At 71.9% G+C, this 15,051-nt stretch carries 13 protein-coding genes; 10 read left to right on the forward strand and 3 right to left on the reverse strand.

Annotated features, from left to right (window positions below):
• The first annotated feature begins 128 nt into the window (after positions 1 to 128).
• Positions 129 to 1,814: a BACON domain-containing protein gene (locus AB0K36_RS32215; RefSeq protein WP_364600975.1), complete on the forward strand. Its 1,686-nt coding sequence runs from the start codon at positions 129 to 131 to the stop codon at positions 1,812 to 1,814.
• A 278-nt stretch (positions 1,815 to 2,092) separates the two neighbouring features.
• Here the strand turns inward: AB0K36_RS32215 and AB0K36_RS32220 are convergent, their stop codons facing one another.
• Entirely contained in the window at positions 2,093 to 2,899 is an 807-nt protein-coding gene (locus AB0K36_RS32220) for a DUF3109 family protein (protein ID WP_364600977.1), read from the reverse strand.
• A 40-nt stretch (positions 2,900 to 2,939) separates the two neighbouring features.
• On the opposite strand from AB0K36_RS32220, the gene AB0K36_RS32225 reads away from it, so the two are divergent.
• The 4 genes from AB0K36_RS32225 (at position 2,940) to ilvD (ending at position 7,341) form a co-directional block, all read left to right on the forward strand.
• Positions 2,940 to 3,872 carry a Ppx/GppA family phosphatase gene (locus AB0K36_RS32225; protein ID WP_364600979.1) on the forward strand — a complete coding sequence of 311 codons (933 nt, stop codon included), beginning with the start codon at positions 2,940 to 2,942 and terminating at the stop codon, positions 3,870 to 3,872.
• A gap of 23 nt (positions 3,873 to 3,895) precedes the next feature.
• On the forward strand, positions 3,896 to 4,714 hold the full coding sequence (locus tag AB0K36_RS32230) for a sugar phosphate isomerase/epimerase family protein (protein WP_189470320.1): 819 nt from the start codon (positions 3,896 to 3,898) through the stop codon (positions 4,712 to 4,714).
• A complete protein-coding gene (locus AB0K36_RS32235; protein ID WP_364600981.1) occupies positions 4,711 to 5,397 on the forward strand; it encodes a TetR/AcrR family transcriptional regulator in 687 nt (228 codons plus the stop codon). The genes AB0K36_RS32230 and AB0K36_RS32235 overlap by 4 nt, the downstream gene beginning before the upstream one ends.
• Positions 5,398 to 5,490: 93 nt before the next feature.
• Positions 5,491 to 7,341: a dihydroxy-acid dehydratase gene (ilvD, locus tag AB0K36_RS32240; protein ID WP_364600983.1), complete on the forward strand. Its 1,851-nt coding sequence runs from the start codon at positions 5,491 to 5,493 to the stop codon at positions 7,339 to 7,341.
• A 30-nt stretch (positions 7,342 to 7,371) separates the two neighbouring features.
• On the opposite strand, the gene AB0K36_RS32245 is transcribed toward ilvD, so the two are convergent.
• Complete coding sequence (locus tag AB0K36_RS32245) at positions 7,372 to 9,561, reverse strand: protein kinase domain-containing protein (RefSeq protein WP_364600997.1); 2,190 nt, start codon at positions 9,559 to 9,561, stop codon at positions 7,372 to 7,374.
• Positions 9,562 to 9,692: 131 nt separating this feature from the next.
• Between AB0K36_RS32245 and AB0K36_RS32250 the strand changes: the two genes are divergently transcribed.
• The 5 genes from AB0K36_RS32250 to proC all read left to right on the forward strand — a co-directional run bounded on the left by AB0K36_RS32250 (position 9,693) and on the right by proC (position 13,177).
• Positions 9,693 to 10,031 carry a peptidase gene (locus AB0K36_RS32250; RefSeq protein ID WP_364600985.1) on the forward strand — a complete coding sequence of 113 codons (339 nt, stop codon included), beginning with the start codon at positions 9,693 to 9,695 and terminating at the stop codon, positions 10,029 to 10,031.
• Between the two features lie 33 nt (positions 10,032 to 10,064).
• Complete coding sequence (locus tag AB0K36_RS32255; protein ID WP_364600987.1) at positions 10,065 to 10,580, forward strand: MFS transporter; 516 nt, start codon at positions 10,065 to 10,067, stop codon at positions 10,578 to 10,580.
• 127 nt (positions 10,581 to 10,707) lie between these two features.
• The gene (locus tag AB0K36_RS32260; RefSeq protein WP_364600989.1) at positions 10,708 to 11,475 is read left to right on the forward strand and encodes an ABC transporter ATP-binding protein; all 768 of its coding nucleotides are present in this window, start codon (positions 10,708 to 10,710) and stop codon (positions 11,473 to 11,475) included.
• Entirely contained in the window at positions 11,472 to 12,257 is a 786-nt protein-coding gene (locus tag AB0K36_RS32265) for an ABC transporter permease (protein ID WP_364600991.1), read from the forward strand. Before AB0K36_RS32260 ends, AB0K36_RS32265 begins: the two co-directional genes overlap by 4 nt.
• Before the next feature lie 110 nt (positions 12,258 to 12,367).
• On the forward strand, positions 12,368 to 13,177 hold the full coding sequence (gene proC, locus AB0K36_RS32270; protein ID WP_364600993.1) for a pyrroline-5-carboxylate reductase: 810 nt from the start codon (positions 12,368 to 12,370) through the stop codon (positions 13,175 to 13,177).
• Between the two features lie 38 nt (positions 13,178 to 13,215).
• Here proC and trpS read toward each other — a convergent pair whose 3' ends face one another.
• Positions 13,216 to 14,214, reverse strand: coding sequence for a tryptophan--tRNA ligase (trpS, locus tag AB0K36_RS32275; protein WP_364600995.1), 999 nt, complete (start codon positions 14,212 to 14,214; stop codon positions 13,216 to 13,218).
• Positions 14,215 to 15,051 lie beyond the last annotated feature (837 nt).

A 15,051-nucleotide genomic window follows, 5' to 3' on the forward strand; every position in this document is an offset into this window, starting at 1 on the left:
GAAAGGGGGATGGCATTCGGCCCGGAATTCACTATCGCTGTCCCCCTTCGAGCGAACAGTTCACCCGTAGGGGTTAAAAGTGCTCAAGGGGTGCGAAGGGGCCACCGTCCTGCCCCTACGGTCACCGAGTGACGAGCAGCAGGCTGGAATCCCCTACCCACACCACCGGCGCACACCGGGCGCACCGACGCGCCCCCCGTACGTCCCCCGGGCGGCCGCCCGCACGTTACGAGCCGTACCTGAACGGCCTGTTCACCTACTGCCTGTCCGTGCTCTGCGATCACGACGCGGCCACGGCGGTCCTCGGTGACGTACTCGCCATCGCCGAACGCCAGCAGGGGCGCTGCCCCGGCGACACGGCCGAGCGGAAGGCCTGGTTGTACGCGCTCGCACGGTGGGCCTGCCTGCGCCGGCTGACCGAGCAACGGCGCAGGCGCCAGGGCGCGCACACCGGGCGGCCCGCCGCGGAGGAGCGCGCGGCCGGGACGAGCCCCGGGACCGCGGAGCGCCACCGCGCCGAACTCGCCCTGCTGGCATGGCCGGAGGCCGCCGGCACCACCCCCGAGCAGCGCGAGGCGCTCGAACTCGCCGTCCGGCACGGGCTCGACGCCGGCCAGGTGGCCTCCGTCCTCGGGACGGAGCCCGCGGCCACGCGCGACCTCCTCGCGGCCGCCGCCTGCGAGGTCGAGCGGACCCGCGCCGCGCTCGCCGTCGTCGAGACGGGCAACTGCCCCGCGGTCGGCCGGCTCACCGGCGACAACCGCGTGCTGCTCTCCGCGGCGCTGCGCCAGGAACTCGTGCGGCACGTCGACGACTGTCCGCGTTGCCGGCGCGCCGCCGAGCGCGCCGGCGCGGGCGGGCCCTGGCCGGGTTCCGCCGTCACGCCCGCCGCGCTGCCGCTGGTCGAGGCGCCGAGGGCGGCCGCGTACATGGCGATGCTGCACGTCCCGAGGGCGCGGGCCGGAGGGCCACGGTTCGGCCCCCGAGGCTTCCCGCTGGACCCGAAGGACCACGCGGCCAGGCGGGACCGGCTGCGCGCGCGGGCGGTGACGACGACGGTCGTGGCCACCGTCGTGGCCGCTCCGGTGCTCGCCCTGTGGGCGGCGTACCGCGGCGCCCCGCTGACGGGGGAGGCCCGCGGTCCCGCGGCCAGCGCGGACGAACGGGCGGGCGCCGGCGGCTCGGCCGCCGACCCGTACGACCACTACGAGAACGCGGGCAACGCGAGCACCACGCCCGACCCGAGGTTCACGGCGAACCGCCGCTCGCCCGACGTCTCCGTCGAGGTCGTCAGCGCGGAAAGGATCACGCCGCCGTCCGTCCCGGGCCGGGTGGGGCCCGGCCGGATCACCGTCGAGGCGGAGCCGGCCGGTGACCGCACCCGCATCACGCTCACGGCGTCCGGCGGCTCGCCGGTCCACTGGTCGGCGTGGACGGGTGCGTCCTGGCTCCACCTGAGCCGGTCGTCCGGCACGCTGGTCCCCGGCGAAACGATCACCCTGTATGTGATCGTCGACCGTTCGCGGGAGCCGGCCGGGCCGTGGCGGGCACGGGTGGGCGTCGATCCGTCCGGGGCGGTCGTCTTCATCCGCGGCCACGGTGACGCGACGAGGCCGCCGTCGTCGCCGGGCCCGGACCCGAGCGTGCCGTCGAGCCCGCCCCCGTCGTCGCCGGACCCGACCCCGCCGTCGAGCCCGCCGCCGTCGAGCCCAACGCCCTCGGAACCGCCGTCGTCGCCCGCGCCGGACCCGACCCCGTCGGACCCGCCGACGGGTCCGCCCACGGAGCCGGCGACACCACCGCCGGCGAACTGACGGCGCATGGGCGCCGGCCTGCCCGGAACGCCCCCGCCCGGCCCTGTACCGCTACGGCCGTGCGGCCGCCTTCCCGGAGCCGGCGTGCGCGTGCGCCGGGCCCGGCCGGCGGCGCGTGGGTCACCCGGAGTCGACGGCCACAGCCTCCGAGGCCGGCGCACACCTCGGCCACGACGGGAGCGTGCGCCGGCCCCGGCCGTGCGGCCGCCTACCGAGACCGGCGTGCGCGTGCGCCGGCCCTAGGGCCTCTCGTTCGGATCATGCCGGGCCGGCGGGTCTCAGACGGCCGGATCGGCCGGGTGCGGGGCGACCATGGTGAGCGAGGAGGCCAGGCGGGCCTCGCACAGGCCGGCCAGGACGTCGTACGCGGCCTTGCCCATCAGCTCCGTCAGCTCGGGGCGGTACGTCACGTACACCGGCTCGCCGGCGCCGTGCGCGGACGTCGCCGACGTGCACCACCAGTGCAGGTCGTGACCGCCCGGGCCCCAGCCGCGGCGGTCGTACTCACCGATGGACACCTGAAGGACGCGTGAGTCGTCGGGCCGGTCGATCCACTCGTACGTGCGCCGCACGGGCAGCTGCCAGCACACGTCCGGCTTGGTCTCCAGCGGCTCGCGGCCTTCGCGCAGGGCCAGGATGTGCAGCGAGCATCCCGCGCCGCCCGCGAAGCCCGGGCGGTTCTGGAAGATGCACGAGCCCTCCCAGCGCCGCGTCTGGCGCTCGCCGTCGTCGTCCTTCTGCACCCATCCCGTGCTCGTGCCGACGTCGTGGAACTGCCAGAGGTCCGGCGTGAGACGGGCCACGTGCTCCGCGACACGCTTCTCGTCGTCCTCGTCGGAGAAGTGCGCCCCCAGCGTGCAGCAGCCGTCGTCCGCCCGCCCCGCCTGGATGCCCTGGCAGCCGCTGCCGAAGATGCAGCTCCAGCGCGAGGTCAGCCAGGTCAGGTCGCAGCGGAAGACCTGTTCGTCGTCGGCCGGGTCGGGGAACTCCACCCAGGCGCGGGCGAAGTCCAGGCCCTTCTCGTCGGTCTCGGTCTTCTCCGGAGGGCTGGCTTTGCCCGGCTTCGCCTTTTTCGTCTTTGGCACGGGTCCAGCGTATGCGGGCGGCCGCAGTAGCGTTCCGTCCATGAGACTCGGAGTCCTCGACGTCGGTTCGAACACGGTGCATCTGCTGGCAGTGGATGCACACCCCGGCGCACGGCCGCTGCCCGCCCACTCGCACAAGGCGGAACTGCGCCTCGCCGAGCTGCTCGACGAGGACGGGGCGATCGGTGACGACGGCGTCGACCGCCTCGTCGCCACGATCACCGAGGCCCTCCAGGCCGCGGAGGACAAGGGCTGCGAGGAGGTGCTGGCCTTCGCCACCTCCGCGGTGCGCGGGGCCACCAACGCGGACGCCGTGCTGGCCCGGGTGAAGGAAGAGACCGGCGTCGCCCTGACGGTGCTGAGCGGCGAGGAGGAGGCGCGGCTCACCTTCCTCGCCGCCCGCCGCTGGTTCGGCTGGTCCGCCGGGAAGCTGCTCGTCCTCGACATCGGCGGCGGTTCCCTCGAGATCGCCTACGGCATGGACGAGGAGCCCGACGCGGCCGTGTCCCTGCCGCTCGGCGCGGGCCGGCTCACCGCGGGCATGCTGCCCGGCGACCCGCCGGACGCTCAGGACGTCAAGGCACTGCGCCGCCATGTGCGGGCCCAGATCGCCAAGGTCGTCGGGGAGTTCAGCCGCCTCGGCAAGCCGGACCACATAGTCGCGACCTCCAAGACCTTCAAGCAGCTGGCCCGGATAACCGGCGCCGCGCGCTCCGCGGAGGGCCTGTACGTGCAGAGGGAACTGAGTCGTAAATCACTGGAGGAGTGGGTCCCCAAGCTGGCGGCCATGACCGTCGAGCAGCGCGCCGGCCTGCCCGGTGTGTCGGAGGGGCGGGCCCGCCAGATCCTCGCGGGAGCCCTGGTGGCGGAGGGTGCGATGGACCTCTTCGGCGCGGACGAACTCGAGATCTGCCCCTGGGCGCTGCGTGAGGGCGTGATCCTCCGCCGCCTGGATCACCTCCCTGCCGACTAGTCCGGCCCCGTACCCTGTTCCCCGTGGCAGAACCAGTCGTGCGTATCCCGGATGCGAAGGTTGTCCTGTCGACGGCTTCCGTCTATCCGGAGTCGACGGCGACAGCCTTCGAGGTCGCCGCACGCCTCGGCTACGACGGCGTCGAGGTCATGGTGTGGACCGATCCCGTGAGCCAGGACATCGAGGCGCTCCGCCGGCTCTCCGACTACCACCGGATGCCGGTCCACGCGGTCCACGCGCCGTGTCTGCTGATCACCCAGCGGGTCTGGTCCACGGATCCGTGGGTGAAGCTCCAGCGCGCGAAGGCGGCGGCGGAGAAGCTCGGCGCGTCGACGGTCGTGGTGCATCCGCCGTTCCGCTGGCAGCGCCAGTACGCACGCGACTTCGTCCGCGGCATCTGGCGGATGGCGGACGAGACGGACGTGCGCTTCGCGGTGGAGAACATGTACCCGTGGCGCTACCGGGACCGCGAGATGCTCGCCTACGCCCCCGACTGGGACGTCACCAAGGACGACTACCGCCACTTCACGATCGACCTGTCGCACACCGCGACCTCCCGCACCGACACCCTGGCGATGGTCGACCGCATGGGCGACCGGCTCGGCCATGTGCACCTGGCCGACGGCAAGGGGTCCGCGAAGGACGAGCACCTGGTGCCCGGCCGGGGCGACCAGCCCTGCGCGGAACTGCTGGAGCGGCTCGCGCGCACGGGCTTCGACGGCCATGTCGTCATCGAGGTCAACACCCGCCGGGCCATGTCCGCCGCCGAACGCGAGGCCGATCTCGCGGAGGCGCTGGCCTTCACCCGGCTGCACCTGGCGTCGGCCACCCGCATCTCGTGACGGAGGAACGCAGGCGGCGCGGCCGTCCCGCCCGTAAGGCGGCCGACGAGGGGCCCGGCGCGCGGGAACGCATCCTTCAGGCGGCCAGGGCCGAGTTCGCCGAGCGCGGTTACGACAAGGCGACGATGCGCGGGATCGCCCGGGCGGCCGGGGTCGACGCGGCACTCGTCCACCACTATTTCGGCAGCAAGGACGACGTCTTCGCGGCCGCGATCGAGGTCTCCTTCGAACCGGCGATGGCGCTGCCGCAGATCCTCGGCCAGGGGGAGGCGGGGATCGGGGAACGCCTGGCGCGCTACTTCATCGGCATCTGGGAGAACCCGGCGACCCGCGCGCCCCTGCTCGCGATCGTCCGTTCCGCGCTGACCCACGAGGCGGCGGCCAAGGTGCTGCGAGGTTTCGTGCTGCGGCGCCTGCTGGAGCGGGTGGCGGCGGAGCTGGACGTACCGGATCCGCGCTTCCGGGCCGAGCTCGCCGCCTCCCACATGGTGGGCATCGTGATCCTGCGGTACGTGGTCCAGGTGGAGCCGCTGGCGTCCGTGGACCCGGAGGAGATCGTGCGGATGGTGGCACCGTCGCTGCAGCGCTACCTGACCGAGGACGTCGACGGCCCGGCCGACCGAGGACCGAGCGACGGCCCGGCCGACGGAGGAGCGAGCGACGGCCGGCCGACCGAGGACTGAGCCGGGCGTCCCGCATTCCGGACAAGCTGTCCAGATCTTGGAGCGGCGGCGTACGCTCGAGGCAGGTACACCCGTCACGAGGAGCGAGCGACGATGCCCGAGCTGAGGTCCCGCACTGTCACCCACGGCCGCAACATGGCGGGCGCCCGCGCCCTTATGCGGGCGTCGGGCGTAGCGAGCGAGGACATCGGCAAGCCGATCGTCGCCGTCGCCAACTCCTTCACCGAGTTCGTCCCCGGGCACACGCACCTGGCCCCGGTGGGCCGGATCGTGTCCGAGGCGATCAAGGCGGCGGGCGCCGTGCCCCGCGAGTTCAACACGATCGCCGTCGACGACGGCATCGCCATGGGCCACGGCGGCATGCTCTACTCGCTGCCTTCCCGCGACCTGATCGCCGACTCGGTCGAGTACATGGTCGAGGCGCACTGCGCGGACGCCCTGATCTGCATCTCCAACTGCGACAAGATCACCCCGGGCATGCTCAACGCCGCCCTGCGGCTGAACATCCCCACCGTCTTCGTCTCCGGCGGCCCGATGGAGTCCGGCCGGGCGACGCTCGTCGACGGCACGGTCCGCACGCTCGACCTGGTCGACGCCATGTCGGACGCGGTCAACGAGAAGATCTCGGACGAGGACATCCTCCGTATCGAGGAGAACGCCTGCCCGACCTGCGGCTCCTGTTCGGGCATGTTCACCGCCAACTCGATGAACTGCCTGACCGAGGCCATCGGCCTGTCCCTGCCGGGCAACGGCTCCGTCCTCGCCACCCACACCGCCCGCAAGGCGCTGTACGAGAACGCCGCCGCGACGGTCGTCGACATCACCAAGCGGTACTACGAGCAGGGCGACGAGTCCGTCCTGCCGCGCAACGTCGCCACCTTCGCGGCCTTCGAGAACGCCATGGCCCTCGACATCGCCATGGGCGGCTCGACGAACACGATCCTGCACCTGCTGGCCGCCGCCCAGGAGGCGGGCGTCGAGTTCGGCCTCACGGAGATCGACGCCGTCTCGCGCCGGGTGCCCTGCCTGGCCAAGGTCGCGCCGAACGTCGCCAAGGACCGCACGTACTACATGGAGGACGTCCACCGCGCCGGCGGCATCCCCGCCCTGCTGGGCGAGCTGCACCGCGCCGGCCTGCTGAACGAGGACGTGCACTCCGTGCACAGCCCCTCGCTCGCGGACTGGCTCAAGAGCTGGGACGTGCGCGGCGGTTCGCCGTCCGCCGAGGCCGTCGAGCTGTGGCACGCGGCGCCCGGCTGCGTCCGTTCCGCCACGGCCTTCTCCCAGTCCGAGCGCTGGGAGGCGCTGGACGACGACGCGGAGAACGGCTGCATCCGCTCCGCCGAGCACGCGTACTCCAAGGACGGCGGACTCGCGGTGCTGCGCGGCAACCTCGCCGTCGACGGCTGTGTCGTGAAGACCGCCGGTGTGGACGAGTCGATCTGGACCTTCGAGGGCCCCGCCGTGGTCTGCGAGTCGCAGGAAGAGGCCGTCGACAAGATCCTCAAGAAGGAGGTCACCCACGGCGACGTGGTGGTCATCCGGTACGAGGGCCCCAAGGGCGGCCCCGGCATGCAGGAGATGCTCTACCCGACGTCCTTCCTCAAGGGCCGCGGCCTCGGCAAGACCTGCGCCCTGATCACCGACGGCCGTTTCTCCGGCGGCACCTCGGGCCTGTCGATCGGCCACGCCTCCCCGGAGGCGGCCTCCGGCGGCACGATCGCGCTCGTCGAGGACGGCGACCGCATCCGCATCGACATCCCGGGCCGCACCATCGAACTCCTCGTCGACGACGCCACGCTGGCCTCCCGGCGCGCGGCCCTGGGCGGCGTCTACGCCCCCAAGTCGCGGGAACGCAAGGTGTCCGCCGCGCTGCGCGCCTACGCCGCGATGGCGACGAGCGCCGACAGGGGCGCCGTCAGGGACGTGTCCAAGCTGGGCTGACCCGCCCGACCGCTTGTGGACCCGGTGCGCTCACCAGCGCGCCGGGTCCTTCGCGTCCACGGCGAAGACCTGGCCGTCCGGTGCGCTCGCGTACACCTTCCCGTCCGTGGTGACGGGTGCGGGCAGCAGCGCCGAGAAGGTCGAACCGTCGTCGGACATCCGCAGGCCCGTCTGGCCGGTGATCCTGCCCAGCCGCGCGTCGACGGCGAGCAGCCGCCCGTCGGCGGCGGACAGGTAGACCGCCCGCCCGTCGGTGACCGGGCGCGAGAGGTGGGCGACCCCGGTCTCCAGGCGCCACAGCTCGGGGCCGTCGGCACCGGGACCCGGCCGGGCCGTGTCCACCGCGAAGAGCGAGCCGCCGGAACCGGAGATGTAGACGGTCCTCCCCGCGACCGTCGCCTGCGCCTGGTCGACCGGGACGGTCAGGGGGATGCTGCGCACGGCCCGGCTGTCGGTCGCGGTGTCGATCGTGACGACCGCGCCGGTGAAGCCGTCGGTGCCGGCCGAGAGGAGATACAGCACGCCGCCGGAGAGCTGTACCGGCGTCAGCGAACCCGGCAGGCGTTCGGTCCACAGCAGATCGCCGCTCATCGGACCGACGGCGGTGACGAGGGTCGAGGTCCCGTCGGCCGACGGGGTGGCGGCCAGGGCCGGACCGTCGCCGCCCGGGTCGGACAGCCACTGGGTACCGGGCCCGCCGTGCCGCTTCCGCCAGCGCTCCTCGCCGGTCGTCGCGTCGATCGCCTGCACCGTCCCGGCGTCCGACACCAGCAGGACCGTGTCGCCGACGGCCCGCAGGGTCGGATGTCCGGAGGCGTCCAGCTCCCGGCGCACCGCACCCGTCTCCGGGTCGAGCGCCTGGTAGCGGTCACCGTCGGGCGTCACCACATGCAGCAGCCCGCCGGCGGCGTGGGGCACGAGGCCCTCGTCGCTCTGCGCGGCGGCGTCACCGGCCATCCGTTCCTTCGCCGTCCAGACCGTCGTGCCGTCGGCCGGGTCCAGCCGGGTGGTCCCGACGCCAGGGGCGGCGCAGTAGAGGGCGTCGCCGTCGCCGGCCGTGCACACCGGGACGCCGGAGACGGCGCCGTCCCGCAGCGGGACGTTCCACGGGCGGAAACGCTGTTCGGCGGAGGGTGTGGTGCGGTCGCCGGCGGGGGAGTCGCCGTCCAGGGCGACGACGGCTGCGGTGCCCGTGGCGGCCAGCACGGCGAACGCGGCCGCGGCGACGGCCCAGCGCCGTCCGGCCCGCCGCGCGGGGGACGCGCCGGCGGGTGCGTCCGCAACCGGCTTCGCGACCGGGGAGGGTGCGGGCGGTGCCGGGGAAACAGGGTTCTCACCGGAAGCGGGATCGCGCTGCGCCGGTATGTAGGCCTGGGTGTCGTACGCGGAGGACGGCGAGGACGCCCGGAGCGCCACCATCAGTTCGTACGGCGTCGGCCGTGCCTGCGGGTCCTTCTCAAGACAGCGGGCCACCAGCGGTACGAGCTGCTCCGGCACACCCGTCAGGTCGGGCTCGTTGTGCACGACCTGGTACGCCACGATGTACGGGCTGTCGGAGTCGAACGGCCCGCGCCCCGTCGCCGCGTGGACCAGCACCGCACCCAGCGCGAACACGTCCGCCGCGGGCCCGACCTCGCGCGGCCGCTGGAACTGCTCGGGCGCCATGAACGGCGGTGTGCCGATCAGCTTTCCCGTCTCGGTGCGCAGATCGCTGTCGGTGGGACGCGAGATGCCGAAGTCGATGACTTTCGGCCCGTCCCCGGCCAGCAGCACGTTGCTGGGTTTGAGGTCGCGGTGCACCACGCCGGCCCGGTGGATGTCGCGCAGCGCCTCCGCGAGCCCGGCGCCCGCCCTGACGAGCTCCGCCGGGTTCAGCGGGCCGTTCCGCTTCACCCGGTCCGCGAGTGTCGGGCCCTCGATGAAGAGGGTGGCCATCCAGGGCCGGCCGGCGTCCGGGTCGGCGTCGACGACCGGCGCGGTGAAAGCCCCGCTGACCCGCCGGGCGGCGGCGACCTCCTGCCGGAATCGCGCCCTGAACTCCGGGTCCAGGGCGTGCTCGGCATGAATGACCTTGACCGCGAGCCGCAGACCCGAGGCGGAGGTGGCCAGATGGACGACGCCCATCCCTCCGTTGCCCAGCACCGCCTCGAGGCGGTACTGCCCTGCATATTCCGGATGCTCCGCTTCCGGGAACGGCCCGGTGCTGCGCAGCGGTGGCATCTCCCACCCCCGTCTGATGGTGCGCACGCGCGACGCACGGAGCCTAGTCGATGATGCGTGCGATCCAGCCATGGCTTGCTAGCCTGCGCGCGGCGCAATGCCACTCATCCACGTCAACGGGGGGAAGTCCGATGGCTCTTGAAGAGGCTCAGAACACAGCGGCCGGGAACGCGGCTGCCGAGACGGACGCGATCGAGGCCGAATCGGTCGGCACCATGACGGTGAAGCGGTACCCGGTCGCCCCCGGCGTACGTCTCAATGTGCGCAGCGGGCCGGGGACGGACTACCGGCTGGTCAGGATCCTGCCGTACGGCGCGACCGTCCCGATCAACTGCCAGAAGGCCGGCGAGACCGTCACCGGTACCTACGGCACGAGCAACATCTGGGACAACATCGCCAACGGCGAGTTCGTCGCGGACGCGTACGTGCAGACCGGCAGCGACGGCTACGTCGCCCGGCGCTGCGCCTGACCCTCCGCCGGCGCACCGGGGATAATCGACCCCGTGAGCGACCAGAGCGAGAACACCACGGCGAACGGCGGCGGCCCGGAGCCCGAGCCCATCCGTTTCTTCGGCACGACATGGGTCGGCCACGACGGGAGGTACGGGCTGCGCCGGGCCGGTGTCGCCGCCGGCTCGCTGATCACCGCCTTCGCGGCCGCCCTGCTCCTGCGCTTCGCCTACCAGGGACTGGCCATCGCCGAGGTCGGCAGCTTCGTGAACGTCCTCGTCGTCGTGATGTTCGCCGTGTGCAGCGCCATCGCGTTCCGTAAGACCTGGGAGGGCTTCTCCCGCCGGCCCGACGGCTCCCCGTCGGAGGACTCGCTGCGCAGCCTCAAGGCGATCGGGTTCATCGGCTCGCTCATCGCGTACGCCCTGCGCTGCCTCAGTGAGGCGCCGGGCGAGAAGCTGCGCCGCGCCGAGTACGAGTCGGCGCTCAGGCAGTACGAGAAGCGCCGCGGCACCCGCTCCGGCAACCCGGCCGCCCGCGGGACGAAGGGCCGCGCCAAGCGCCGCTGACGGCGACACGAACCCGAACGCCCGGTCACGCCCCGCAGGGGTGCGGCCGGGCGTTCGTGCGTGACGTACCGGTGCGTGACGGCTTCGTGCTTGACGGCTTCCTGTCGGCGGGAGCATTATTCATCGCATGATGAATTCTTCCGGCGTCGCCGTCCTCGCCCGCGGCCTCACCGTGGTACGAGGAGACCGCACCGTTCTGCGCGGCCTCGACTTCTCGGTCCTGTCCGGCCGCATCACCGGCCTCCTCGGGCCTTCCGGCTGCGGGAAGTCCACGCTGATGCGCGCGGTCGTCGGCACCCAGGCCAAGGTCGACGGCACCCTCGAGATCCTCGGCCGCCCCGCCGGCGCCGCCGAGCTCCGCCCCCGCGTCGGCTACGTCACCCAGGCCCCGTCCGTCTACGACGACCTCACCGTCCGGCAGAACCTCGAATACTTCGCCGCCGTCCTCCTCCCCGGCCGCCGCAACCGCGACGCCCGCCGCGAGTACGTCACGCGAGCCATCGAGGACGTCGACCTCGCCTCGCACGCCGACTCGCTCGCCGGCCGGCTCTCCGGCGGCCAGCGCAGCCGCGTCTCGCTCGCCGTCGCCCTGCTGGGCACCCCCGAGGTGCTCGTCCTCGACGAACCCACCGTGGGCCTCGACCCCGTCCTCCGCCGCGACCTGTGGGACCTCTTCCACCGCCTCGCCGGCGAACGCGGAGCGACGATCCTCGTCTCGTCCCACGTCATGGACGAGGCCGAACGCTGTCACCGTCTCCTCCTCATGCGCGAAGGGGAGATCCTCGCCGAGGACGCCCCGGACGACCTGCGCGTCCGCACCCGCTCGGAAACCGTCGAACAGGCCTTCCTCCACCTCGTGGACGAGGCCGACGCCCTTCAGGAGAGCCGCCGATGAGCTCCCAGCCGACTCCCGCCACCCTTCCGCGGCAGGCCTTCGCGCCCTCCGTGTCCCGCACCCTCGCGACCGCCGCGCGGGTCCTGCGGCAGCTCCGCCACGACCCGCGCTCCATCGCCCTGATGCTGCTCGTGCCGTGCGTGATGCTCTTCCTGCTCCGGTTCGTGTTCGACGGCAGCCCCGGCACGTTCGACTCCATCGGCGCTTCGCTGCTCGGCATCTTCCCGCTGATCACCATGTTCCTGGTGACCTCCATCGCCACCCTGCGCGAACGCACCTCCGGCACCCTGGAACGACTCCTCGCCATGCCGCTCGGCAAGGCCGACCTGATCGCCGGCTACGCCCTCGCCTTCGGCCTCGTCGCAGTGATCCAGTCCCTGCTCGCCACCGGCCTCGCCCTGTGGGGTCTCGGCCTCGACATCGTCGGCTCGCCGTGGCTGCTGCTCCTCGTCGCACTGCTCGACGCGCTTCTGGGCACGGCACTCGGACTGTTCGTCTCCGCCTTCGCCGCCTCCGAGTTCCAGGCGGTCCAGTTCATGCCGGCCGTGATCTTTCCCCAGCTGCTGCTGTGCGGCCTCTTCGCACCCCGCGACACGATGCAGCCCGTCCTCGAAGCGATCTCCGACGTGCTCCCCATGTCCTACGCCGTCGACGCCATGAGCGAGGTCCTGCGCCATCCCGACGTCACCGGCGACTTCGTACGGGACGTCCTGGTCGTCGCCGTCTGCGCACTGGTCGTCCTCGCCCTGGGCGCCGCCACCCTGCGCCGCCGCACCGCCTGACCCCCGGGGCCGCAGGGCGCGCGTACCGACACTCGGACGATCGCGGCACGACCCCGTCCCCGGTGACAGGATGTGCGCACGTATCCCCACCGGCGAGGTGAACTTCAGCCATGACCCAGACAGTCGCAGTCCTCGGTACGGGCAAGATCGGTGAAGCCCTGCTCAGCGGCATGATCCGCGCGGGCTGGCGCCCCGCGGACCTGCTGGTCACCACTCGCCGTACCGACCGAGCCGACGAACTGCGCACCCGCTACGGCGTCGAGCCCGTCACCAACGCGGAAGCCGCCAAGCGCGCCGACACCCTGATCCTCGCCGTCAAGCCGCAGGACATGGGCAAGCTCCTCGACGAACTCGGACCGCACATCACCGCGGACCGACTCGTCATCAGCGCGGCGGCCGGTATCACCACCGCGTTCATCGAGGAGCGCCTGGCCGCGGGCACGCCCGTCGTCCGGGTCATGCCCAACACCCCGGTGCTCGTGGACGAGGGCATGTCCGTGATCTCCGCCGGCAGCCATGCCACGGCCGACCACGTCGCCCACGCCGAGGAGATCTTCGGCGGTGTGGGCAAGACGCTGCGCGTCCCCGAGTCGCAGCAGGACGCGGCGACCGCCCTCTCCGGCTCGGGTCCGGCGTACTTCTACTTCCTCGTCGAGGCCATGACGGACGCCGGGATCCTGCTCGGCATTCCGCGCGCCCAGGCCCACGACCTGATCGTCCAGGCCGCCATCGGCGCGGCCGTGATGCTCAGGGACAGCGGCGAGCACCCGGTGAAACTGCGGGAAGCCGTCACATCGCCGGCCGGCACCACCATCAGCGCCATCCGCGAACTGGAGAACCACGGCGTACGGGCGGCCCTGATCGCCGCACTCGAGGCCGCCCGCGACCGCAGCCGCGAACTGGCCTCCGGCAACGGCTGACCGGCGCCCCGCCGCGGTTCTCCACGTTCCGCGTTGCGTCATGCGGCCGGCAGCAGTCCGATCGCCCGGTAGGCGGCGTCCACCGTCGGACGGGCCATGCCCCTGGCCCGCTCCGCTCCCTTCCTCAGGACTGCGTCGACGTGTCCGGGATCGGCCGCCAGCTCGGCGTGCCGCTCCCTGATCGGCCTCAGCACCTCGAGCACCGCCTCGGCCGTGTCCTTCTTCAAGGCCCCGTACGACTCGTACGCACCGGCCAGCTCCTTCGGGTTCCGGCCCGAGCAGGCCGAGAGGATCTCGAGCAGGTTCGCGACGCCGGGCCGGCTCTCGGGGTCGTACTCGACGTCATGCCCGCTGTCCGTGACCGCCCGCATGATCTTCTTGCGCACCACGTCGGCCTCGTCCAGCAGATAGACGATGCCCGCGCCGGACTCGTGCGACTTCCCCATCTTCGACGTGGGGTCCTGAAGGTCCATGACCCGGGCCGCCACCGGCGGGGGTGTGGCCCGGGGGACGTTGAAGGTGTGCCCGTAGCGCTGGTTGAACCGCACCGCCAGGTCGCGGGTCAGCTCCACATGCTGCGTCTGGTCCTCACCCACGGGCACCTCGTCGGCCTGGTACGCCAGGATGTCCGCCGCCATCAGCGCCGGGTAGGTGAGCAGCGACAGCCGCACGCTCTGTCCGGCCGCGCGCGCCCGGACGCTCTTCTCCTTGTACTGGATCATGCGCCGGAGCTCGCCGTCGGTGGCCGTGCACTCGAGGATGTACGACAGCCGGGCGTGCTCGTCCACATGGCTCTGCACGAAGACGGTGCACAGATCCGGGTCCAGGCCGGCGGCAAGCATCAGGGTCGCTGCCTGACGGCTGAGTCTGCGTACCCGCGCCGGGTCGTGTTCGACCGTGAGCGCGTGCAGGTCGACCACGCTGAACAGCGCGTCCGCCTGGTGCTGGTCCACCTCGACCCACCTGCGCAGCGCGCCCAGGTAGTTCCCCAGGGTCAGATGCCCTGTCGGCTTGATCCCGCTGAAGATCCGCTTCATCCCGTTCTCCGTCTCCTGATCGAAGCCGCCGCGCTCAGCGGCCGGGCTCCCGGAGGGAGAAACGCGAACGGCCGCCGAGGCGGCGGCCGTGGGTGCATGCGAAGGTGCCGGCCGCCGTCAGGCGGCCCACCACTGGTGGAGGCACATGCGCGATGTCATGGGCCAAGACTACGCCGCCAGGGGCCGTCAGGGGGTGGGTTGACATCGGGTACCGGCATCCGTAGTGTTCTCCGAGTTGTCCGACGTGAGCACCGACCCCGGTCGGCCCCGGACAGCCATTCCGCAAGACCCACTTCGATGAACGGCATTCTGTGTCGTCTGTCTTTCGTGCGCCTTTGCGAAATGAAGAATCCGCGTTCGAAAGGACGCCGGCCCCGATTCGCTTCGGGGCGGGGGATTCCGCTAAAGTCTCACTCGTCGGAACGGCCCAACAGCCGTGAAGACAACTCCCGCTGACCGGGAATCAGGCCCGAAAGAGTCTGATAGAGTCGGAACCGCCGGAAGGCCGAAAGGCCGGAAAGCACACCGAGGAAATCGGATCGGAAAGATCTGATAGAGTCGGAAACGCAAGACCGAAGGGAAGCGCCCGGAGGAAAGCCCCAGAAAATGTTCTGCGGGTGAGTACAAAGGAAGCGTCCGTTCCTTGAGAACTCAACAGTGTGCCAAAAATCAACGCCAGATATGTTGATACCCCGTCCATCTTCGGATGGTCGAGGTTCCTTTGAAAAAGTCCATCCCGCTTGCGGGGTGGCAATCACAGCGAGGACGCTGTGAACGACCGGTCTTATTCCGACCGGTTGTTCCGCTCTTCGGATGTGCACCCGATCACGGGTAAAC

It is taken from the genome of Streptomyces kurssanovii, from assembly GCF_040677245.1.
GTDB lineage: Bacteria > Actinomycetota > Actinomycetes > Streptomycetales > Streptomycetaceae > Streptomyces > Streptomyces kurssanovii.